This window comes from Moheibacter stercoris (genome assembly GCF_040545805.1).
Lineage (GTDB): Bacteria > Bacteroidota > Bacteroidia > Flavobacteriales > Weeksellaceae > Moheibacter > Moheibacter stercoris.
The window spans coordinates 1-25,108 of the sequence record NZ_JBEPMO010000023.1 but is presented as its reverse complement, the minus strand read 5'-3'; the positions used below and the strand labels follow the sequence as shown (position 1 = coordinate 25,108).

16 protein-coding genes and 1 tRNA gene are annotated in these 25,108 nt (G+C 32.9%); 7 read left to right on the top strand and 10 right to left on the bottom strand.

Annotated elements, in window-relative coordinates:
* Positions 1–861: 861 nt before the first annotated feature.
* The 4 genes from ABID46_RS12455 to ABID46_RS12440 all read left to right on the top strand — a co-directional run bounded on the left by ABID46_RS12455 (position 862) and on the right by ABID46_RS12440 (position 3,296).
* A complete protein-coding gene (locus ABID46_RS12455) occupies positions 862–1,245 on the top strand; it encodes a lipocalin-like domain-containing protein (RefSeq protein ID WP_354510597.1) in 384 nt (127 codons plus the stop codon).
* 4 nt (positions 1,246–1,249) lie between these two features.
* Positions 1,250–1,660, top strand: a complete 411-nt coding sequence (locus ABID46_RS12450) for a hypothetical protein (protein ID WP_354510595.1) — start codon at positions 1,250–1,252, stop codon at positions 1,658–1,660.
* A 28-nt stretch (positions 1,661–1,688) separates the two neighbouring features.
* The gene (locus ABID46_RS12445; protein WP_354510593.1) at positions 1,689–2,363 is read left to right on the top strand and encodes a DUF6804 family protein; all 675 of its coding nucleotides are present in this window, start codon (positions 1,689–1,691) and stop codon (positions 2,361–2,363) included.
* Positions 2,364–2,483: 120 nt separating this feature from the next.
* Entirely contained in the window at positions 2,484–3,296 is an 813-nt protein-coding gene (locus ABID46_RS12440) for a hypothetical protein (RefSeq protein ID WP_354510591.1), read from the top strand.
* Between the two features lie 187 nt (positions 3,297–3,483).
* On the opposite strand, the gene ABID46_RS12435 is transcribed toward ABID46_RS12440, so the two are convergent.
* Both ABID46_RS12435 and ABID46_RS12430 read right to left on the bottom strand, forming a co-directional pair.
* Positions 3,484–4,311, bottom strand: coding sequence for an IS3 family transposase (locus ABID46_RS12435; RefSeq protein ID WP_354510589.1), 828 nt, complete (start codon positions 4,309–4,311; stop codon positions 3,484–3,486).
* A complete protein-coding gene (locus ABID46_RS12430; RefSeq protein ID WP_354510587.1) occupies positions 4,305–4,571 on the bottom strand; it encodes a transposase in 267 nt (88 codons plus the stop codon). The genes ABID46_RS12435 and ABID46_RS12430 overlap by 7 nt, the downstream gene beginning before the upstream one ends.
* 171 nt (positions 4,572–4,742) lie before the next feature.
* Here ABID46_RS12430 and ABID46_RS12425 point away from each other — a divergent pair, with 171 nt between their 5' ends.
* Positions 4,743–4,880 carry a hypothetical protein gene (locus ABID46_RS12425; protein WP_354510585.1) on the top strand — a complete coding sequence of 46 codons (138 nt, stop codon included), beginning with the start codon at positions 4,743–4,745 and terminating at the stop codon, positions 4,878–4,880.
* Positions 4,881–5,300: 420 nt separating this feature from the next.
* Here ABID46_RS12425 and ABID46_RS12420 read toward each other — a convergent pair whose 3' ends face one another.
* From ABID46_RS12420 to ABID46_RS12390, 6 genes are all read right to left on the bottom strand, one after another.
* Complete coding sequence (locus ABID46_RS12420; RefSeq protein ID WP_354510583.1) at positions 5,301–7,316, bottom strand: BCCT family transporter; 2,016 nt, start codon at positions 7,314–7,316, stop codon at positions 5,301–5,303.
* 726 nt (positions 7,317–8,042) lie between these two features.
* Positions 8,043–10,196, bottom strand: coding sequence for a Z1 domain-containing protein (locus tag ABID46_RS12410; protein WP_354510581.1), 2,154 nt, complete (start codon positions 10,194–10,196; stop codon positions 8,043–8,045).
* Between the two features lie 10 nt (positions 10,197–10,206).
* Positions 10,207–13,395 carry an Eco57I restriction-modification methylase domain-containing protein gene (locus tag ABID46_RS12405; protein WP_354510579.1) on the bottom strand — a complete coding sequence of 1,063 codons (3,189 nt, stop codon included), beginning with the start codon at positions 13,393–13,395 and terminating at the stop codon, positions 10,207–10,209.
* 110 nt (positions 13,396–13,505) lie between these two features.
* The gene (locus ABID46_RS12400) at positions 13,506–13,730 is read right to left on the bottom strand and encodes a hypothetical protein (RefSeq protein WP_354510578.1); all 225 of its coding nucleotides are present in this window, start codon (positions 13,728–13,730) and stop codon (positions 13,506–13,508) included.
* 2 nt (positions 13,731–13,732) lie between these two features.
* Positions 13,733–17,104, bottom strand: a complete 3,372-nt coding sequence (locus ABID46_RS12395) for a helicase-related protein (RefSeq protein ID WP_354510576.1) — start codon at positions 17,102–17,104, stop codon at positions 13,733–13,735.
* A 509-nt stretch (positions 17,105–17,613) separates the two neighbouring features.
* Positions 17,614–17,687: transfer RNA gene (locus tag ABID46_RS12390), tRNA-Arg, on the bottom strand.
* A 62-nt stretch (positions 17,688–17,749) separates the two neighbouring features.
* Here ABID46_RS12390 and ABID46_RS12385 point away from each other — a divergent pair.
* Positions 17,750–18,814 carry an ABC transporter substrate-binding protein gene (locus tag ABID46_RS12385; protein WP_354510574.1) on the top strand — a complete coding sequence of 355 codons (1,065 nt, stop codon included), beginning with the start codon at positions 17,750–17,752 and terminating at the stop codon, positions 18,812–18,814.
* Positions 18,815–18,873: 59 nt separating this feature from the next.
* On the opposite strand, the gene pheS is transcribed toward ABID46_RS12385, so the two are convergent.
* Positions 18,874–19,905 carry a phenylalanine--tRNA ligase subunit alpha gene (gene pheS / locus ABID46_RS12380; protein ID WP_354510611.1) on the bottom strand — a complete coding sequence of 344 codons (1,032 nt, stop codon included), beginning with the start codon at positions 19,903–19,905 and terminating at the stop codon, positions 18,874–18,876.
* 38 nt (positions 19,906–19,943) lie between these two features.
* Entirely contained in the window at positions 19,944–22,328 is a 2,385-nt protein-coding gene (locus tag ABID46_RS12375) for a TonB-dependent receptor plug domain-containing protein (RefSeq protein WP_354510572.1), read from the bottom strand.
* A 97-nt stretch (positions 22,329–22,425) separates the two neighbouring features.
* Between ABID46_RS12375 and ABID46_RS12370 the strand changes: the two genes are divergently transcribed.
* The gene (locus tag ABID46_RS12370; RefSeq protein ID WP_354510570.1) at positions 22,426–24,954 is read left to right on the top strand and encodes a VPS10 domain-containing protein; all 2,529 of its coding nucleotides are present in this window, start codon (positions 22,426–22,428) and stop codon (positions 24,952–24,954) included.
* The last annotated feature ends 154 nt before the right edge of the window (positions 24,955–25,108 follow it).

Sequence of the window (25,108 nt, the reverse complement as noted above, 5' to 3'; positions counted from 1 at the left end):
TCGCAACCCTCTACCTTCGATTAAAGTATGGTTGTTCTAATCCTAAAACATCTCTATATTTGTCTTAATAAAAATTAAAGAATATTGAAGTAAAAAATTTGAATTAAAAATAAAGTTAGCGTTAGCTATTTATTCTTGTAACTGAAAACTGGAAATTTTTAAATGCACAAGATAAATGGACTACCGCTCACGCTCTGGCATGGGCTTAGTTTATTTGTGCATTGGGTATTCCAGTACCTCAGTTACGATAGGCTACAGTTCCACGCTTTCTTTTTACAATTAACTAAAAATCACTTTGGGACTGGGTGAATAACTCCTCACTATGAAAGATTATATATCTACCTTTCCTTTACACATCCACGTACTTATGATTCTTTATTTGATGATAAACCAGACAAATCATAAATTTCTCAAACATCGGATAAACCCAACTTTTGAAAGCCCAATTAATTGGCAATTAAAACCAGCTAGTGCTTTTCAGAGGATACTTTACACATATGAAAACTTAATATTGATTCTTATTTTGTTTTGTGGAATTATGCTAGGGGTGAAGTATAAATGGTTTTTTGCAATTTTCTTCTTACTTGAAGTATTTACGGTTTCAGCTTTAATATTTGGATTGTTTAGAGGATTATTATTCAGATTAAATCCTGATGGATATTACTTTTTTAGATTTCAAAGCCTAATAAATAAAACGAGAATAATATCTTTTTTAATTGACATTTATCTGTTTTATTCACTAATCAAAATCATTTTTCATTAAGAATTACGGGAAACCATAATGAAATTCTATTCAATCAAAATTATTTTACCTCATTAATTTAAAATCAATTATTATGAAAAACAAGAACTTTTTTTTTCGTGCTTTTAGCAACACTTTTCATTTTAACAGGCTGTTCAAGTGATGATGACAATCCTAACAGCAATAGTCCAATTGTTGGTGAATGGAATTCCTACAGATATAAAGCCAGTGATTTTAACAATCAGGAATGGTATCTTATTACAGAGCCAATCTCAGTTGAATTTTCTAATAACGGCACTTTTATATTTAAATATGATGATGTACCAGAAGGTGGAGGCACTTGGTCAATCTCTGGAAATTCATTAACAATGAACTATACAGAGGATGAGTGGGATGATGAAACGATAAACTATGAAATTCTTGTAATGAACGAATCTACTCTTAGAATTAAAGAAATATTTGATGATGGAGAATGGGCTATTGACGAATTTATTAAACAATAAAAATATGATTTTGAAAATCGTTAGATTCTTAGGATTTATTCCAGTATTCTTTTTAGTTCTATTACTTGCGAGAATTGTTTATAAAATCATTTTTTACATCTTTGATTTAATTTCACTCGAATTTATTAATCCTTTATGGACTGAAATTGTGGTAAGTTTATTTGCAATTCCCACAAGCATATATGCTTCATTGCATGTATACCCTTTAAAAAACAAAAAAATTCCTTTGTTTATTATTGGGAGTATTATATTTTTAATAGTAGCATTTGCTAACTACTTAGTATTTGTAAATCCTTTTGAAATAGAATTCTCAATATTTGAAAAAATTCTAACAGTAATACAGTGTGTTATTTATATAGTTTGCTTTACTTATATTACGATTGAATTAAAGGAAGATTCTTTTGAAATAGATTAATTAAATATTTATAATCAATCTTTTAAAAATGAAAATCAAAGAAATCCTTAAAATAACCTTAACAATCCTGCTCCTTCTATGCCTCTTAGATTGGAATTATGGGTTTTATGAGTTTGTTCGATTTATCGGGATGGTTGGGTTTGGAATTTTAGCATATCAGGAAAAAGACAATAAAAACAGAAATTGGTTTTTCATTTGGTTGATTTCTGCCTTATTAATCAATCCTTTTCTAAAAGTTTCACTTGGTCGAGAGATTTGGAATATTGTCGATGTTATTTGGGCTGGTTTATTAATTTACAGCTTGTTTCAAAAACATAAGAAAGTAGATATTTTAGAGGAACCTACGCCAATAATTCGAGACCCTATTATGAAAATTAATTCCAAGATTAAAGAAAATCTCCTTATAAATGAAGAATCTCCGAATCAAGAAGATTTTACATTATTTCACTTTCATCGCCTATATTACGAACCACCCGAAAAAATCGTTGAGATATATAATAATGAGGTAGAAATAGGACTTACAGGTGAAAAATTGCAAATCCTTTATCTTATTGTATTTCATGTTATTTTTTTGGAACATTTTGAGAAAAGTCCGATTATTATAGTTGACAATCATACTATTGATTTAAAAGGAAAAATCTACCTAACCAAAAACAGTTTTGATTACGAAGACAAAAACAACTTAAGAGTGATTAGGAAATAGGATTTCAATACCTCAGCAATATCCATAAATTTTGAATTATTAAAACAAATATGTAAAATCACTCCATTCACATTAAAAATAAAAATCACCTACATTGCAACACCATTATCTCAATATATTATGAAACGAATCTTTTTAATTGGAACAACATTTATCTCACTATCACTTAAAGCACAAAACTACAGTTACCGATATACACAAATTAATCAATTAGCTATTCAGCGGAACCATTATACAATTGTGAATCAAAACTTTGGTTTTTATGCCATTGCTAACGCAATTCAGAGTTTCACCAATACTTGGTCAGATAACAAGAAAAGGGAAATTGAAGTGCAGAAATCTCAATTTCGAATTGAGCAAGTAAAGGAAACTTACAGAGAAGCTAAAAGTTATCCTGAATCCATTTTAGATGGATGGCATTTGGTAATGGTTACTGATAATTATAATTTCTGCAATGAAGCTAAAGCATTGGTTGAAAATGGAAAAATTTCAAAATTGGTAATTGATAATTATATGCCAAACTCGTTAAATTTCACAACCATTAATCCCATACGAAATGCTAAGTCTTTATTGAGTTTACAGGACGAAAATAACAACCCTACCTCAACGGCTGAGGTATATTTCACCAATGACTTAGAACATCCTACTATTGTTGATGCACCATTAGAAGCTGGTTATATCTGTTTCTATTCTGATATGGGTCGAGCAAAGTCAATTAAAATAAGATTAAACAGAACAAATTTAGGAGAACTCGGAGGTAAAATCGAAGGCGAGCCTTCTTGTTATGACGAAAAAACTATAACAGTAGCATTAAAACCTCAATCTTATGATTTTAGAGCTTTTGGCAGAGGCTCAATTAACTGGGAAGGAGTTGCTATTGTTAAAGAAGGACAGTGTTTACTAATTAATTTGAATGAGGAAAATAAGAAATAAGCAAATCTCATTCTTAATAACAGGTTAATAAAAATTTGTGGTTTTTCAAGGAGACGTGATTTTCCCTAACTAACTTTGATACAACCATATATATTGACTTAATGAACACCGTTAAGATAGGAGATGATTTTGAGAATAAATCATATTGTAAGCTACCCTTATTTGTTACCATTGTAAATGTAAGTATTTAATTATTATAGTTCATTAATTCAAATTGTTTAGGGGATTTATACCCGAGTGATTTATGAGGTCTTTGATGATTGTATTCCCATTGCCATTGAGTAGCTTTTATTTCTACTTGTTGTAGAGAATCAAAGATATAAGGATTCAACAGTTCTTCCCTGCAACTTCGATTGATTCTTTCGATCAGTGAGTTCTGAGTTGGCTTTCCGGGTTGTATGTAATGGATTTTCACTTGGTTTTCCTTTGCCCATCTCTGGAATACTTTGGATATAAACTCAGGACCATTGTCCACTCGGATTTGCAAGGGCTTCTTACCTTGTTCTTTCAATCTTTCCAGAACTCTTACAACTCTTTCACCACCGATGGAATATCCAATCTCCATGGCCACCATTTCACGATTGTAATCATCGGCTATGTTAAGCAATCTGAACCTTTGACCGCAATATAAACTGTCCTGCATAAAATCCATGCTCCAGCATTCACCACTACGGGGCGGGATTTCTATGGGTTGCTGTATCCTGGTTGGAAGTCTTCTTCGACTGCGTTTGACGATGTTCATCCCTAGTTGTTTGTAAACACGGTAAACCTTTTTGTGATTCCAATGATGACCGGAACTTCTGAGTTTATGGTACAGCTTCCAAAACCCGTAGCCGAGATGGTTTTTGGCCAATTCGGTTAATTTATCAATTAAATCTTCATCCGGTGGTTTTATGCTTTTATAACGGTAGGTACGCCTGCTGATACCCGATAAATCACAGCTTCTTCTTTGACTCAGAAGATGTTCTCGTTCCAAGTAAGCTGCAATTTGTTTTCTCAAGGCAGGCTTTACCACTTTTTTGACAAGACATCTTTGAGCGCTGCATTGTCAAGCATGGCTTCTGCATAGAGCCGTTTGAGTTTGGAGTTTTCCTGCTCCAGCTCCTTTATCCGCTTAATCTCTGAAGCTTCCATACCCGAATATTTACTTTTCCATCTGTAAAATGTTCCGTTGGAAATGCCTTGTTCGCGACAGATCTGCTCCACGGTTTTACCTTGATTCTGGGATTCCAAAATTTTGAAAATCTGTTGTTCTGTAAAATTGCTCTTCTTCATACCAATTAATTTTTAAAGTTAGTTGTTTATCTCTTTTTAATTGGTAACTTTTTCGGGGTAGCTTACAGAATATGTACGCTTTATCTCCGAATCGAAGTCGGAACGTAGTCGAAAAAGTGGAATCGAATTGAGGAAATCGAAGAAGTGGTTTTGGTTCAAATTCAATGTTTTTTGAAAAGAAAAAAAGAGAAAAAAAAGAAAGCCATTCATTCAGGATTGGGGCGTTTTAAAGGCAAGGTTTTCGAGCAAAATACGACCCGAATGGGTGGAGATTTTGTGAGAAACCCGAAGGGCTTGACCTTGACGTAAAACGACCACTCACTAACCTTGCTATCTTTTTTGTGAATTTTGGTGTGTCTATTTCGGACAAAACGCACTGGGGCAACTCGCGCAGGTGAAGAAAAGCAAATCAACTTCAAAATAAGGTGGCGAGGGAATGTAGCTGAACATCCGACAGGATGTTTTGCTACACCGAGCCAATTGGTGTGGGCTAATAAGCTATCAAGCAGCACAAAAGTGAGGGGTTACGAAACACGTTAGTGTGTAGTACCGAACGATGTGATGCGACTAGCGGTTTAGCGCAATACACCAATGTACCTTACTTAAAAACTTTTGCTTTTTCTGAACCTGCAACCACTTTCTTGGGTGGTGGGGGTGCGTGGCATTTAAACCCGAAGCTTCTCAAGCTTGATAGGGTCATTTAATATTTCGTAAGTCTTGAATATCTTCTTATTTTAATCTTCGATTTATATTACTACTAATAAACATTTCATTCTTTTCTTCAGAAATAATTTCAATAAATCGTTCATAATGCTTCAGTACATCAGAGATAAGCTCATTTTTAGTAAATAACTGAACATCATAACCTTCTCTATCGTCACCAAAATATGATTTAGGATAAAAAGTCCGGTTATTTTCTATATCTGGCAAATTATCTTCATTAAGCAAATAATCCGATATAATTTTTGAATCACTCATCACACCGTAAATAAAATTATTTACTACATCATATGTTATTTCAATTTCAGCCCTCTCAGGATTTTCATAAAAATTTATTTTCGCAGCAATACCATTTTTAGCAAACTCTTTTTGCAAATCCGAAAATGATTCATATACAGTTGTTTTAATGAAAGCACTAACTGATTCCTTATCATTGAATGAAACAATTTGTTGTAATCTTTCTCGCCAAGAGGCTCCCGACCAAGGAATAGTAGATACTGAAAAATCACGTTCATAATAGCTTTTATCAATGGACAAAGCCTTAACAAGGCTTACAATAAATAATAACATAATAATGGAAAACGGTAAAGCTGTAATTAGTGTCATACTCTGTAAAGCAGCCAGTCCCCCAGCATTAAGTAATAATAATGCTAGTACAGAAAGTAAAAATCCCCATCCTACAGTTTGCCATTTAGGGGAATTCTTAGCATTTTTAGTAGCAATACTATTCATTACAAACATTCCAGAGTCTGCGGAAGTTACAAAAAAAATGATGATAATAGCAATAGTAAAAAAACTAGCTATATTTGTTAATGGTAAATTTTCTAGAAATCGAAACATCAGAGCGTCTGGGTTGCTGGCTAATTGACTCAACGCCCCATCAGCGACATTAACATCAAACCATATCGCACTATTACCAAAAACAGACATCCATATAAAATTGAATAAAGTTGGTATAATCAACACTGCTACAATAAACTCTCTTATTGTTCTTCCTTTTGAAATCTTAGCAATAAACAATCCTACATAAGGAGACCACGAAATCCACCATGCCCAGTATAGTATTGTCCAATCATAAAACCATGGTTGTAATTCAGGCTCATAAACATGTGTGTTAAAAGTAAGGTTAAAAAAGTTACTGATATAATTTCCAATACCATCTGTAAAACTACCTATCAGATAGATGGTAGGGCCAAGAATCAAGACGAAAAGTAAAAGCATCGCAACACTAATAATATTGATGTTACTTAATATTCTTACACCTTTATCAACTCCACTTATAGCAGAAATGATAGAAATCGAAACTAATACTACTACAATCAATACTTGATAAATAAAACTACTCGTTGGTAAAACTCCCAATATTTCCAAACCAGAATTGATTTGAACCACACCAAATCCCAAAGTAGTCGTAATACCGAAAAAAGTACTGCATAGTGCAAAAACATCAATCGTATTTCCCCATTTACCTTTGATTTTATCTTTTAGTAAAGGATAAAAACAACTTCGTAAAGAAAGTGGTAAACGGTAACGATAAGTAAAATAAGCTAAAGACAATCCAACAATACAATAAATTGCCCAAGCATGGATACCCCAATGAAAAAATGTATATAATTGTGCATCTTTGGCACGCTGTACTATTGAATTTCCAGCAAAAACTTCATTAGAGTAATGTTGCATCGGCTCAGCAACGCTGAAATACATCAGTCCAATACCCATACCTGCAGCAAATAGCATTGAAATCCATGAAAAGAAAGAATAGTCTGGTTTACTATTGTTCCTTCCTAAACGTATATTTCCATATTTACTAAATATTAGATAGATCAAAAAAATGACAAAAATCGTAACTGACCAGATATAAACATAATTTAGATTTAAAAAAATAAAATTCTTGACAGTATTTAGTAAGCTTTCAGTAAGTTTTGGATAAATTGCAGATAACAAGCATATTCCAATAATAAAAATTAAACTTGGAATGACTACGCCTTTACTTAATGTGGTTTTTATTTTGGTAATTTTTATCATACAGTTTAGAATTGTTTAATAATAATTTTTTCACGTGTCGTACTTCATCACTTCGTAGACCTTAAATATAATTATTTTAGTTTTGATTTTAGTACTTCATAAGGAGTTTTTCCTTTAAATGAACCATGTGGTCTATTGAAATTATAAAAGTTTTCCCATTATTCTATTTTTGATTTAGATTGACATCATCAGTATAGCTTCTCCTCTTAATCTCAAATGCCAAACGAGCATTTTTGTGTGTAACGAAAAGCCGTTTAAAAATGGGCTTGATTGAAAGGAAAGCTTATTTTAGGCTTGGTTTTGCGTAGTTGGGTGAATGAAGCTGAACGTAGTGAAATGGAAGTAAATTATTAGCTTACTGAAATGTAAAGTAGTGAAGCGGAATGAACCTAACGGAGTAAATCGTTACATAAAAATGATTGTGGCAATACTGCTACTTCATCAAAACCAAAATACGGTTTTTGAAAACGGAAGTTCGTGTTTAGAACGAAAGAAGCCTATTTGCAAAATCCTTTGAATATAGGGCAACAGCGAAAGTTATTGCGGTTAATGTCCCGGGCAGCTTTGCGAAGTATCCCGTTAGGGTATTGCGCAAAACTGGAATTAACCGCAGTTGCTTTTTTGTTGTTGCCCTATACACATTAAAGCTTTGCAAATAGGCGTATTTGTATGACTGATTATCAAAAACTACTTGATGTAGTATTTTGGGTTTGATGACCTTATTATTTAATCTTCACTATACACATAATTAGGTAATTCTTTAGGCATAACAATGGTAGGCCAGTAGAATTCTGCATCCCTCCAGCCATTATCTTTTAATCCTCTTTGTTTTAAAAGCATTAATACAGGTTTATTTTCTGCCATTACTTTTGTGCGAACGTTATCCGTTTTACCATCTCCAGGAGAATCATTGAATGTTGAATTGTTGTTTTTTAAACGAGATGCTTCTCTGCCTTCTCTTACATATAAACCAATTTCAGAAGTCTTCTTGTCATTTAATGCCAATTCAATCGCTTTAACAACTAGATTCGTGTCCCAATTAAGACCAACATTACCGAATTGAGGTTCGTATGTAAACGTACTATCAATTAACTCAATTATATTTTTGAATTGTTCTAATGTGATAATACCTTCTTGATCTTTGTTTAAAACTGGTTGAATAATTTGATCAATTTTAGAAATGGTGTCTTGAATATTGGTTTTACTTTTCGTTTGGAAACCTATTGGTAAAAATCTCGAATATTCTTTGAACGACACAACATTAGAAGCCTTAATTTTATTAGGACCACAAGGTTTTATTGTATTGCCTTCTTTCGCTATAAAACGAACGGCTGCTTCTGGATCTTTTTCTATATTTTCTCTTAAATTATTATCAAAGAAATGCATATTACGCATCGCATTATACACTCTAACCGAAGTATAAAATCGAGTTACAGCTAAATCTTTTTCGCTACGACTTCCGTACATTCTAGAATGCTGTAATACCGTGTCCATTTGAAAAGAAGCAGGATTACGACCATAGAAGAACCCAATTAAATGATCAATGGTAATTCCTCTATCAAGAGTTTGACCACCAATAAAAATATTAAACGGATTATCTAATCGTAACTGACCATCTTCGCCCAATAATTCTACGACTTGATTTTCGGAATTAACGATTGTTACACCAATAAATTTGTTAGCTAAAGCTTCCTTTACTTGTGCAACGACTTCTACTAATGTAGGTAGTTTATCTACTACTAACTTCATTGATAATTCAAACTCGTGGTAGGCGTACTTTAAAAAAGTAAACAGTTCGGTATCGGATAGATTGTTTAACTCTTCTAAAAGTGTTTCGACCAATTGTTTTTGTTGGCTATGAATTAATTTAGTAACACTGGTATGCAATACAAAAGCCGAATGGTAATTTGGCACCCATAAATCTGCTGATTCTTTTTCTTGTAACTGACGAATGGCACCACCTACCAAATAGCTAATGATGGCATCCCGAATAGCTTTAAAATTCTCTGTACGCAAACAATTGGATAAGGACTTTTTATTGTACATTCCTGTACTTTTACCTTTGCCATTTAGATAATCTATCTGATCGTCATTAACTTGTTTGTACACATAATACGCTGTAGAATCTGGATCAATAGCCTTTTCGAAATAATATTTTCCTCCTACGTAAGCAGGATGTGGTTTTAATAAATTGGTAAAAGCAGGACGATTAGGAGCTGTTTCTACCCCATCTATCTCTAAATTATCGGGTTGTAGATATAAAGAATATGGCGTTGCTGTAACTTGTAAAAAGCTATTTCTACCTTTTAATTTTAATCTGAATTTTGATAAAGAATCTGCAATTTTTGCAAAATCTATACCTTCCGCTTTTTCTTTATCATTGACAAATGATACACTCGCTTGGTCTGCCTCATCATCGATGATTAAGATGTTTTTGTTTTGTAATAAAGGTACAGAATTAAATATTTCATGTAAACGCTCCATATTTTTCATCTCTTTTTTTACGACAAAAATGACTTTGTTTTGCAGAATATATCCCGTTAGTTGATCTAAATTTTGCATTTTGATGACATCCCAAACGTAAAGTTTGCGTGCATTAATAGGAGTTTCGAATTCAGATTTTAGACGTTTGATGGTTTGCTCGACCAAAGCTACCGAGTTTTTGGTTAATATGACCGATACATCGTAGTTTTCGTCAAAGCATTTTGCCATTACGCCTAAAAAGGCGCGTGTTTTACCCGATTGTATTAAACCCAGTAATACACCAGGTTTAATCTCATCGGTTTTATGTTGTATTAAATTATTGACAACATCTGCCATCAATTCTTTTAATTCTAAAGAATCATTGCGTTTTTCGGTTATGTAGTTATAGTAGGACATTTAAATTTGTTCAATTATTTTCAATAATGTTAATTTCGTTTTCACTTAAATCATATAATTTATAAATAAAATTATCTATTAATTTAATATCCTCTATATTTTTATATAGTACATATCTTTCAACTAAATTTGATAGTTCAATTATATCATTATCTTTTAATTTAGGTATTGGAATATTTTCGATCATATCTACATTAAAATTTATACCACCATCTATACCCATAGTACTATATACATCTTTTACGTAATAACTAATTAACTTCGAGTTTAACATTGCTAGAAAAAAAAGAAAATATTTATGTTCTATATTTCTAATTATTAAAGTCGATTTACTGGAAATATATTCACCTTTTGAATCATAAAAACATTCTAAGTACCTCATACCAGTTATCATTAGTTTTGGAGATTGTATCTGTTCAAACCTTTTAGGAGTTTGTCTTAAAATGTCTATTTCTTCAACAATAGGATTTGAAAATTTACCTTTCAAATAACTTGTAGTTTTTATACCCCATAAATTAATGAAAGGATCAATTGTACCTGTAGTTACTAATTTATAAAACTTATTATTATTAGTAAGTTCATTTACTTCTTTTACAACTTCACGTAATAAATAAGCTTCACTCGTTGTAAAAGGATTCTCACAATCTAAATAACTTTTGAATTTATTTTCACATGAATTAATTTTTATGATAAGATTTAAACTTTTGGAAAGTATAATTCCTAAATCATCAGATTGTAAATTTGATTTATTTACTACTCCTTTTTTATTTATTGTATTGTAACTTAAAAATTCATCTATAATAATATCCTCAGTAGACCTTTTATAAAATATTGATATAATAGGAGATACACCAGCATCAAATACATGTATTTTATCACAAATACATATTTTATAGATATTATCAATATATTTTTTTCGAAGAGACTGAGCATATTTTATAGATATCCATTTATTAGGTGTTATATATGCTTTTACTCCTTTAACATTCAAAAGCTCAATTGCTTTTTCGTGAAAAACAATAAATAGGTCCCAATTACCTTTAGCACATTTATATTTTTTTGATAAATAATCTCTAAAAACAGGTTGGCTCTTCTTTAAAATTTCTGAATCAATATACGGCGGATTTCCGATCACCACATCGAATCCTTCTTTGATGTCGAACATCCATTCTGGGTTAAAAAATGGAGAGCAGGCATTTTGGTTGTAAGGATCCCAAGACGCTAATGCATCGGCATCAGTCGCAGGATAGCCAATATTTTTTAATTCTTCAGCAATCTGCCAACGAATGTTTTGGTCTTCTTCTTTGTACTTTTTCTTTGTTTCTGGCGTACGGGCATTGAAAATTTTGTTACGTACGGCTTTTAGTTTTGCTTTTAACTGACTTATCGTATCGGTTTCGAATAAATTGGTTTGGTTATCCGAATTTTCGATATCTACTAAGGTATTTGCCGTAACAAATTTGGTTTCTAAATTCGGTAATGGTTTAATCCCAAAATTCGGTAATTCTTTATGCACCTTTTGCTCTACCACCAACGAGATAAAGAAACGTAATTTAGAAATTTGCGCTGCAATCGGCTGGATATCTACCCCATAAATCGAATTTTCAATAATATACAATTTACGGGCATAGTCAGGATCATTGATTTTTTCATCGAAATTATGATTGATTTCTTTTAATAAATCTTCACGAATCTCATTGTTATCAATCTTAAAAACTTCTTCAGCTTGTTGTTGAGCCTTTTTAATTTGTAAATCTTTCCATATGGTATTATCCGGATCTAACTTATTTAATACATGCACCATTTTTTGAAGCGTCCCCATAGGAAAAGCACCAGAACCACAAGCAGGGTCTAATATTTTACAAGCACCTAAAGCGTTAATAATTTCAGTTATTAAATCTCTATTCTCTTTAAACGGGTTGTACGCATCAAAAGCAAATAATTGATGTAATTGTGTATCTATCTCTTCCTCAGAAAGGTTATTCCAATTTGTACAATTATTTTTTAGGTAGGCGATTAAACTCTCGTCTACCATATAATTTACAATTTCACGTGGAGTATAAAATGAACCCGTTTGTTTACGTGCTGTAGATTTAGTTTCAGGATTGTAAGAAGCTAATAAGTTTTCGAATACACGCCCTAATAATTCTGGATCTAATTCAACCTCTTCTTCTAGAGGCGTATTTTCAGTAATCGTGAATTTATAAGACTTTAAAATTTCGAATAAACCTTTGGCTTTCGATTCTTTAAACTCTTTCGATTTTGCACCATATTCTTCTGATAAATCAACCGTAATTTCGTTCCCGAAAAACAAATAATCTGGAACGATTAATTTCTGCTCTTTTGGTAAATTATCCGAAAAACCATCGATGTATATGCGTTCTCCTTTCGATTCTTTTTCTCCACGAACATCCAAACATTCGAATAAACCACCATTTAAAAATGGAACGGTATCGTTAACCATTTTAAGAAACAACTCTTTGTTTTTAAAATAGTTTTCGTAACGCATTAGATGTGTTACTCCAAAATTTGAAGAAGATGAACGGAAGGCTCTGAAACGTTTGTCGTATTCATCTGCCTCTTTTGGACAATTTAACGTTGCAAAAAATAAGTTTTGTAGTATTGCTTTGTAATAGATAGATTCTTTGTCTTGTTCGACAAACATTCCTACAGGCTTTAAAGGATCTATTTTATGTAATAAATCTTGTTGCAGAAACTTAATATCAAATAATTCTTCTGGGATTAATTTTTTTTCTTTGATAAACCATACAAATAACAAACGAGTTAGTAATCGAATGACATTTGTTGCCTTATGTTCGTTGACTAAATCGTCGTAAATTTTTCCTTGTCTATGTGCATCTTCTTTTGTAGGTTCAGAAGGGAATTTCACTTCTTGGATTGCCCAGAAATACCAGTTAGATAATTCTTTGTAGAATTTTTTATTCAGGATAGAAACGTTGAAGTTTTCTGTCCAGAATTTATATAATTTGTCGAATGTATCTATTTTATTCTTTTTCCCAATGACAAGGTCATTTAAAATACGTAAATGTCCTGCGTGCGGTTGATTAAAATCTATATCACGTAAAATACTTACTTTACCTAATTTTTCACCTTCTAAATATGATTTTTTATAAGGCACACGCTCTGCAGAAGCTAATGCAATTTGGTGACCGTATTTAAAAAGCGTAATGACTGGCAAGTTTTTAAACTCACGAGATATGGCTCTTGTAATTTCGGCAAATGTAGTACGTGAAACTTTATCCGCTTTTAAATCAACTGCAACGATAATTAAACCGTTGTATTTTTCATCTATTGCAGTAAGGCTAATACTTTCTTATTGATGGCATCATCATCAATTAAACCAATTGTATATAAATTTTGAATCGCTTTAAACACCTCACGATTTGGATTTGATTCAAAAAAATCAGTTGGGTTGATTGGTGTTTCAGTAATAATATTTATTGGAACATTTAATTGATTGAATAAATCTATTGTTCCTGTAACTATATTTTTAGAAAATTTATCTAGTACCATTTTTATTTAGTTGTTATAAACCATGTGATTAAATCGAAATTATCTGTTTGATATTTCTCATCAAAAGAATTGACTTCTTTCACTTCTTTAATATCTGTCTTTTTAGCGTTTCCTAAACCTTTTATTTTATTTAATAAGCTATTGCTAACTGTTTTGACCTGTTCACCAGCTTCATTTACAACCGTTTTAGTTGTTTTATTCGCCATCCAAGTATCAAATGCATTTTTTAAAGCAAGTATTTCAGCTTCATCACCATTATCAATTTTATTATTCACGATACGTGGATTATATTTATGCGTATCTAAGAAGTCTAAAATTTGTTTTTGGTTATTTAAGCAATCAGCACCTTGGTTATCTATATAAATTAACTCGAATTGCTTGTACTTGTGATTTTCAACTTTAGGTTTTTTCGCAGGATAACCTAATAATGCAATTATGCCATTTTCAGCTAAATTACTTTTATCTGCTATAAAGCCAGTATAAACAGCGTTAGGAATTTTGTTGTACTTTTCTCTTTCATTGGCTAATTCAGACCATAAATCTTGTCTAAAACGCTCTAAAGATAAATCATCAAAACCAAAGTTTTTATCCCCATCCAAATCTTCCAGCGAATTTTCTAATTGAACTAATAAATTATCCTTCAATTTTGATTCGATTGTATCGTCATCACCAAAAATATCTTTTGTACCATCCGTAAAATTCGCATCTACTTCCGCCCCAGCTAAAGTCATCGCTGTCATACGACTTTCAATTCGACTTTGTAAATTAAGATAGGCATTTACATCGCCAGAAGGCCAGAAATTAACTCCAAAAATTTTGTCATTAGGAGAACCTAAACGATCTATACGCCCCATACGTTGTATGATTCGAACGGGATTCCAGTGTATATCGTAATTAATAACCATATCGGCATCTTGTAGGTTTTGCCCCTCTGATAAAGCATCAGTTGCAATTAATATTTCGATAGGTTCATCAAAAGCTTTTCGATAGTCTTTGTTATGTTCAATTTTCAACCACGATTTCCATTCATCAAAAGCTAAATGTCTTTCTGTTTCTGTTTTAAAATCCCATTGCTTCTCATTGTAAACTTTAGTAAATGGAGCAAAACGTTCTAAAATATTTTCAAAATCTTTGGTTTCGATGTTGTCGTATGATGTTTTAGCGACAGATCCCGTTACCAATCCAATTCTTGAAAAACCTCTGTACGTTAAATGATTAAATAAATAATTGGCTGTATCATGGTAAACGGTAAATATAATTACTTTTTTGTTGTTGTTATTTTCAGATAAAGATTGTTTTTGTTTGATGATATTCATTAATATCTCAAGTTTAGAATCGATTGATGGAACAGATTGTTTCCCATCTTCTTCATTAAATTTATCTTTAAATGAGTTTGTTTGATCGATTATATTTTTGAGTGCTTTAATATCTTCTATCAAATGCTTTTTAAACACATCCAACATACCAGCTTTATCAATTTCACTCAGTTTAATTTTACGTTTTTTCCCGATTTCAAACGCATCACTTATTAAATCATCAATTTCTTCATCATCCGTCTGTAAATTTCTAAAATCATCAATTGCCCCTTTTTTACTGACTTCGTAAGCTTGAATTAGATGTAAAACATTAGAATGGTGGGTATGAATATTCTCAATCGTTTTACTAAAAGAATACCATGAAGATTCTAACCTTTTAAAAACTAAAATGTACATCATCTTGACTAAGAAAAACTCACGTTGTTTTTCATCATGAAGTACAGAAACACCTTCTTCTTGTGGTAAATAAAATGATGGCATATAACCTGAAAAACGTTTCGGTAAAAATTCCAATAAATTTTGAAATGTATTTTCACCAAAAATTTCCGGTGTACTGTAATGATTTTGAGGTGGAAGTTTTAACGGAAATTTTAAAACATTTTCAAACCCTTTAATCAAATTACGTGTTCTAGCAACAATTAATGCATCCGTTAAGAAAAATAACGATTGAGGCAAATCTTTAATTAATTGCCCAACATTTCTATTTTCTTGTTCTTTCCAGGTATTAAAAGCCATTTGTGCTTGACGAAATGTAGCCTCTAAGTTATTGACCTCTAAAGTTTCTTTAAAGAAATCATTTTCTCCTTTCGCAATTAAATTAAATTGGTTACGAATATCCATTAACGAATTATTGATTGGAGTTGCAGAAAGTAATAAAATTTTAATGTCTACATTTTTCTTAATAATTTCTTCTAACAAGAATTTGTAACGATTGGATTTATTGTTACGAAGATTATGACTTTCGTCTATAACTAATAATTTTGGTGTTTTGTTTGTAATAAAATTATAATCGAAAGATTCAATTCTATCCATTCTTTCTTCGGTTAAATCTGTATGAAAGAATAATTTATAGTCTAATTTATCATCCTCGAATTTAGAAGAATGTCCTTTAATGTATCTTCTCCAGTTGTTTTCTAATTTTTTTGGTGATAATAATATTACTTCCCTTTTTTCTTGGTAATATTTCATTACAGCTAAAGCACTCCACGTTTTACCCAAACCAACAGCATCAGCCAAAATGGCTCCATTATGAGCCTCTAACATCTTAATTAAGCTAATAACTCCTTTTTGCTGGAAATTAAAAAGTGTGTTATAAATTACCGTATTTTCTAAACGATGAAATTGTTTCTTAAATTCTGGATTACTATCTATATCTTCAAAATCTTCATTAAACAATTCAAATAAAACCTTATAGTACAAATCTTTGGGTGTATACTCTATGTATATGCTTTGGATTTCATCAATTAAATATTGTTTAAAAGGTTTTTTCGTTTTTTTGTTATCCTTTTCAATCAATTTTTCAGAAGAAGCCTGTTTTGAGTTCCATAATTCCTCAAACCACTCGATTAATTCTTTAAAATTTAGATTATTACCAGTTTCCCCAATATTTAATTCTATATTATTTGTGTGTTTTAAGCCAATACCTGGTTCAGTAAGATTTGAACTACCCGTAATGTAGTAATTAAGGGCGTCATTATTTTCATCTTTAAACAAATATGCTTTTGCATGACAAAAATTAGGAGTTAACGTCTTACAAATAACCTTATCTTGTTTTAAGAAATCAACACACGTTTTAGCCGCTGCATTTAATTTTAAAGCTGCATCTATTGTAATGTTTTCATTTAATAAATCTACTACCCGAGATGTCTTCATGTTGTTTTCAACAATATCACCAAAAACAAATCTAAATTTATTTTGAGTTTGATTTAAATTATCTGAAAGCCAAGCTAATGCACCAATAGTAAAATAACCAGAAACGATATCTAATTCCCCATTGTTATTATATTTTTGAATCCACTCAAAAACTGTATGTTTATCTTTTGAATTATCTAAAATCATTTAAATCTTTTTACATAAATAAGAAATTGCTTTCATAAGTCCAAAGAGAGCATTAATACAAATATCTGTAAGATTGTTGAATTAATATATTGTAAAGAAAAATGTTATCAATAAAACTTTGAAAACCTGAGAGAGTAGAATACCTACATATATAAAGCCCTACTTTGTTAAAAAGAAAATCGTTTTGATTTAAGAGGGGTGGGTCTGGATTTTAAATATTTTGGTCAAAATTTTTCCAACTTTTTATTTTTGTATGTTGGACGTGCTGGTTAGGTTCTTCCTGTTACAAGGATAAGCTTCCCATAGCATTTCACATCTTTTACTGTACTTTATTGAAACAAAAATCGGCTGTATTCCTTTGTGGAATTAATATTAAAAGAATGAAAAGTTTGGCAACTTGTCAAATTCGCTTTTGCATTTCTGTTACAAATACCGTTACAAAATCTCAGAATCAGAGAAATAAAAAAGAGCAGTTAACTAATAATCAGCTAATTACTCTTTTATTTCAGTGACCTCGACAGGATTCAAACCTGTAACCTTCTGAGCCGTAATCAGATGCGCTATTCAGTTGCGCCACGAGGCCTTTATTTTGGACTGCAAAGATACAATATTTTCCAATATTGCCAAATTACTTACCTTGCAATCATGAAAAATTTTATTTTTTTTATTACCATTTCCTCCTTAATCCTTGCATGTAAGCAAAATAGCAATTCGAATATTTCTTCTAGAAATACTCAAAATTTTGATTACATCGAAAATTTACAGTGGAAAGAAGCCGAAGAGCAAATAGAAATTGAATCTGGTGGAATAATTACGATCTTATCCAAAAAAGATTTACCACTAAAATCAGTAATGGTTGTTCCTACTTCAGTGTTAGCCTATATGAGCGAATTAGGATTGGAACAAAACCTAACAGGTGTCAGTCAAATCAAGTACATCTACAATCCTAAAATTCAGGAATTACATCGTGAACAAAAAATTGAAGAAATCGGAAATTTCAACGAATTGTACTTTGAAAAAATCATCCTAAATAAACCCGATGTGTTTTTTACCACTTCGAGTCCCAGTTTAGCGAAATTTCATGATCAACTAAAAAATCAAGGGATTAAAATTATCTTCATAGACGAATATGAAGAGCAAAACCCATTGGCTAAAGCGGAATATGTGAAAGTCATTGGAAGATTATTAGGCAAAGAAAAGCAAGCCGATTCTATCTTTCAGGTTGTAGAAACCAATTACAAGAATCTCCAAAAAAAATTAGAGAATCAAAAGAAAAAATCTCCCAAAGTTTTGGTTAATCAAATCTACAGTGACATTTGGTACTTACCAAGTGGAGAAAGCTTTCAAGCAAAATTAATTGCCGATGCTGGAGGTGAATATCCTTGGAAAAGCACAACTGGCATTAATTCCTTGAATTTGTCTTTTGAATCGGTTTTTGAAAAAGCAGAAGATGCAGAGGTTTGGATCAATGCAGGAGATTTCCCTTCTCGCGCAGCTTTACTCGTCAATTATCCGCATTATGAATGGTTTCAAGCCTTTCAAAACAATCAAGTGTACAATTGGCACAAAAGAAGCTCTCCTTCTGGTGGAAATGATTATTTCGAAACCGGAACCGCTCGTCCGGATTGGGTTTTGAAAGATTTAGCGGCGATTTTTCATCCGGAACTATTTCCCAACTATGAATTGAGGTTTTACCAAAAATTAAACTAAATAAACAAACCCTACTCGAAATGATTTCAAGTAGGGTTTATTTTATGCTTTTAATTCGATTAAAATAATTCTGATTTGAATTGCTCCAAGAAACGGATGTCGTTTTCGGTATACAAACGGATGTCTCCAATTTGATACAACAACAAAGCAATTCGTTCAATTCCCATTCCGAATGCAAATCCGGTATATTCTTCTGGATCGATGTTCACATTTCGTAAAACGTTTGGATCGACCATTCCACAACCCATAATTTCCAACCAACCCGTTCCTTTGGTCATACGGTAATCGGTTTCAGTTTCCAATCCCCAATACACATCAACTTCAGCACTTGGTTCTGTAAATGGAAAATAAGATGGACGCAAACGAATTTTGGATTTCCCAAATAAGGCTTCCGTAAAATAACTCAACGTCTGACGCAAATCGGCAAAAGAAACATTCTTATCGATGTACAAACCTTCGATCTGATGGAACATCATATGAGAACGAGCAGAAATCGCTTCATTACGGTAGACACGTCCGGGAGATAGAATACGAATCGGAGGTTGATTTTCTTCCATGTATCGAATCTGAACCGAAGAAGTATGCGTACGCAACACGACATCTGTCCCGAAGTCTCGGGATTGTTCGATAAAGAAAGTGTCTTGCATATCGCGCGCTGGATGATGTTCTGGTAAATTCAACGCAGTGAAATTATGCCAATCATCCTCAATTTCGGGACCGTCTGAATGCGTGAAACCAATTCGAGAAAAAATTTCTACAATGCGATTTTTCACACTGTTGATCGGATGACGAGAACCCAATTCCATGATTTCTCCTGGTCGAGTCAAATCCCAATCTGATTTGGATTCAGATTTTGACTCAAAAGATTCTTTCAAGTTGGCAACTTTTTCATTTACCAGTACTTTCAATTCGTTCACTACTTGACCAAATTCTTTCTTTAGTTCATTGGGAACCGATTTGAATTGGGCAAACAAATCATTTAATATTCCTTTTTTTCCTAGATATTTAATACGAAATTCTTCTACTTCAGCAGCAGATTTGGCTTCAAATGCTTGGGCTTCTTGAATATATTGTTTGATTTGCGCGATCATTTTCATTTTCTATTTGGATTGCAAAAATACATCGGTTTTTAGAAATTGTAACGAACTGAAAGAATTAAATTGCTTCCTGCTGCAACAATTCCAGATGAATAAGGTCTATATCGTTGATTGGTGATGTTCTCCCATCCTAACGACACGGTCATATTTTGGTTGAAATCATACATTGCTTTGGCGTTGATTGTATACCAAGATGGAGAATAAGGGTTTCCATTTTGGTCAATTGCATACATATAATCTTTCTCTGCTTCAGATGGTGACAAATCTTCATTGGAAACCTCATCGTTGTAAACTGCATAAATTTCGACTCTGAAATTTCGACTCTTGTAATTGAAACCTCCTCTAAACATGAAAGGCGCCGAATGTCTCAATGCAGCTTTTTCACCATTGTCCAATTCTTCCTCTCCATTTTGAAAATTAACCATGGAAAACATTGACAATTGACGGTTAAAATATATATCCAATCTTGCTTCCAATCCATACGAATGTGCATTTGCAGCATTCATAATGGTCTGAACCTGACTCAATTCTCCTTGATACATAATGGAATCTTGTCCATTTAACTGATAGTTTCTTCTCACCAAAGCGTCTTGCAATTGAACGTAGTAAGCCGTGACATCTATCTTGGCAAAACTTCCAATTTTTTGGGCGAAACCAATTTCACCACTATAGGCATATTCTTCTTTCAAATCGGGATTGGGAATCACAACTGTTCCTGGAGTCGATTCAAAAACTTTCCCAATATCATCGATGTTCGGCGCTCTAAATCCGGTCGAAAACATCGCACGAACACTGGTTGAAGTTGTCGGATGATAATTCACGCCAATATTACCCGTAAATTTCCCAGTTTCAATAGTTGCTTCTTCAAAAGGAAAATCAAAGAATTCTTTGCTGAATTCGGATTTTGACGAAACATAATTGTAACGAACACCTGCTTGGATGGTGAATTTATCGCTTGGACTGTATTCATTCGAAATATAAGCTCCATACGAATTCCAAGTCGAACCATCTGGATAACGTGACGCATCTGGTGTAGTCGATTGGTCATTGATATTGATGATTTCTGCGGTTGAACCAACTTTATTGAACAAGGCTTCTACTCCATAATACAAGGTGTTTTTAGAATTCCATTTTTTCAACACATCCAAATTCGCCGAAATAACATTGACTTTTTCAAACTGATCGGTACGTTTAGAACTTCCCAGATTACGACTATGACGACTTTCTTCAAATAATTGGTGGGCAAGCGTCAATTTGATTTGGTTGTATAAGGGATTTTCAGATTTATTTTCAATACTTAGGTTGTTCATCATCCAAGTTTGTGGACCATAGTACCATTCTGCGAAACGCAAATTTCCATTACGGTAAATCAAAAATCGATCGTATCTTGGCACATCGGAACTTGTGGAATAATGAAATCCGTAGTTCAAATCCCATTGTTCATTGGGTTGATAACGGAATTTCTGCATCAAATTGTATTGGTCATACCCTGTTGCGACTTGCTTTCGCGGATCTGGATTGTCGACTTGTACATCTTCTCCATTTTCACGAATGATTATATGGTTTTTCAAATATTCTTCTGGTCCATGTTTTCCCATTTTCAAATCGGAAAACCTTGTATAGGTTGCACTTGTCATGGAGGAAAACTTACGACCTGCAAGATTCACATGCAAATGCGAAGTATGCTCATAATTGGCAGAGGAATATCTCGCCATAAATGCTCCGTCGAATAATAATTTGTCTGATTTGGAAAACTTAGAAGTTAAGGTTGAGAAATTCATCACTCCTCCTATCGCATCACTTCCATACATCAAAGAACCTGGTCCCATTAGTACTTCCACTCGTTCGATTGCATTGGGATCAATGGAAATAACATTTTGTAGATTTCCACTACGAAAAATAGCGGTATTCATGCGAACACCATCCACAGCGATTAAAACACGATTGGTAGCAAATCCACGAATCATAGGACTCCCTCCACCCAACTGACTTTTCTGAATATACACATTGGTTGAACTCCCCAACAAATCTGCTGTCGTTTGCGGATTTTCCAATTGTATTTCTTTAGGGGTAATCGTAACAACTTTATAACCCGTTTCCGTTTTAGAGTTTTCCCATTTATTAGGTGAGAGAATGATATCTTCTAATAAAATGGACGAAGGATTCCAATAGAAAACTTTGTTTTTAATTTCTTTGGCTTTGATTTCAATCATAGAGCCATCTTTTGAAATAATCAATTTATCATTGGGTTCTACTGATAAATGAATTAGTCCATTTTCGTCAGTTATTACAGTTTGATTGTTTAATTTAACTTCTGCACCAATTATAGGTTCATGTGTCATTTCATCAAGTATTTTAACTTGACCAAATGCAAAAATTCCCACTAGAAAGCTAAGGGAAACTAAAGTGAATTTCATGTGTATCGTTATTTTAGGCAAACTTATAAAATTGAAATTAAACAAAATCGGTATAATTTCTTATTTTTACAAATCACAAAAAATCAAAATAAGAAAAATGAAAAGATTATTACCCTTATTATTTTTGGGCGGAGCAGTTTCAATCGGATCCGCACAAGAATTAAACCACTTAAACACCCCGATGCATGAACAAGCCAAAGTACAATCTGACAAGTTCCAAGACCAAGTAGATGCGTACAAAGCATTTTGGGAAGGAAAAGATCGTAACTTTAGAGGTGCAGGTTACAAGCAAATGGAACGTTGGATGGAACTATGGAAATATGAAGTAAAAGAAGACGGAACATTGCCATCGGCTTTTGAACTAGCAGATAGTTGGAATGAGATTCATAACATGAGATTGAATGCCAATCCAGCAGAGGATGATAGCAACTGGACATCTTTAGGTCCATTTACACACACCAATCAAGGTTCTTGGAGTTCTGGACAAGGTAGAATTAATGTTTCATTGGTTGACCCAAATGATCCAAATAAATTATATGTTGGTGCTCCTGATGGAGGACTATGGGTTTCACCAGATCATGGAGAAACATGGGAACCTTTGACTTTGTATTTGCCATCGATTGGAATTTCCGGAATTGCGGTTGATTATAACAATTCGAATACAATCTATATTACCACAGGAGATGAAGATGCAGCTGACAGTTATTCTGTGGGTGTATACAAATCTGTTGACGGTGGTCAAACTTGGAATCCTACAGGAACTACTGTAACTGGAACCAATGCTTTAATGGGAGAAATTTATATTCACCCAACGAATTCCAATATTTTATGGGCAGTAAGTTCACAAGGTCTTTTCAAAACGACAGATGGAGGAAATACTTGGAGTAACAATGTTTCAGGTAATGTTAAAGAAATACGCTTGAAGCCTGGAGATCCAAACACGATCTATATTGTACAACGTCAAGCGGGAAACATAATCAAATTACTTAAATCAACGGATGGTGGAGATACATTCTCTGACATAAGAGAAATAACCAATGCTGGAAGAACAGCAATTGACGTTACTGCTGCAAATCCAGATTATTTATATGTACTTGTTTCCAATGCAAATGATTCATTTAAGCATTTATTGCGTTCAACTGATTCAGGTGCTACATTCGAAGTAAGAAATTCAACAGCGAACATTTACGATGGTTCTCAACAAGCATGGTTTGATTTAGCATTGGTAGCTTCAGATACAGACCCTGAACTTATTTTTAGTGGTGTTTTGAATGTTTGGAAATCTACCAATGGAGGAACTACTTGGACAAGTGGGGCGAGCTGGAGTAATCCAAACGCTCCGAATTACACCCATGCTGATATCCATGATTTGAAATTTTTTAATGGAAAATTATACGCAGGTACCGATGGGGGAATCTATATTTCAGACGATAATGGTGCAACGTTTTCTGACAAAACCAAAAATGGATTGAACATTGGTCAATTTTATCGTATCGATGTAGCTCCAGATTCTTCTTCAAAAATTGTTGGAGGATTGCAAGATAATGGTGGATATGCATTTGTCAATGACAATTGGATCAATTACCATGGAGCTGATGGAATGGATGCTGCGATTAACCCTACCAATTCCAATATGTATTATGGATTTATTCAATTTGGAAACCCATTGTATCGTTTCAACGCTGGAAATCCTGGTGGAAATGGATCTATTGCTGCCAATGGACCTGAATACGGTAACTGGGTTACACCTTTGGAGTATGGAGCAACCAACGTAATGTATGCAGGTTATTCTAAATTATACCGTTCTACAGGAGGAGCTTTTGCGGTTTCTTCAACCAATACGTTTACGCCGATGTTGGATCATATACGTGTAGACCATTCTAATGACAAACGAGTTTTGGTTGCCAATACATCACGTATCTATTTAGCAGAGAATCAAGATTCATACCCTTTAACTTTCGAACAATTGCCTACTCCAGCAGGTGGATTTGGTGGTCAAATTACAAACATTGAAATCAACCAAGATCAACCCAATATTTTTTATGCAACTTCTTCTACAAGAGTTCTTAAAACGGAAGATAGCGGACAAACTTGGACAAATATTACAAGAAATTTACCTACTTCTCAAACAAAATTTGCAATTGCTCACCAAAAAGGAAGTCATAATAACACTGTTTACGTTGCAACGAGAAATGCTGTTTTCTATACCAATGATGATTTGGATGAATGGGTATTGTTCAACGCAAATTTACCTCACGCAAGAATTACCGATATTGAAGTAAATTCAGTAGAAGGTCACGTTGTAATTTCAACTTACGGTAGAGGTGTTTGGAGATCTCCAGTGACACAATCTAGTTTGTCAATTGAGGAAGTTGCTCCAAATGATAATTCTGCTATGATTTATCCGAATCCAGTAGTAAATGGACAAGCTAAATTGAGCATGCACATCAACGAGCCTGCAAAATATACGGTTCATTCATTGGAAGGAAAATTAGTGAAACAAAAAGACTATAACTTTATTGATAAAAACACCAATTTGGATTTATCAGGTTTAGCAAAAGGAACATATGTTGTGACGATTACGTCTGAGAAACATTTGATCCGTAGAAAAGTAATTGTAAAATAATTTACTTTATAACCATAAAAAAACCTCTGAAAATTCAGAGGTTTTTTTTATATATATGTTTGTCTCGTCCTGAAATAATGATACAAAAAAAAAGAATCATTATGAAAGAAGAGACAAATTATCAAAAGCGTACCCAACGCGATTACACCATGAC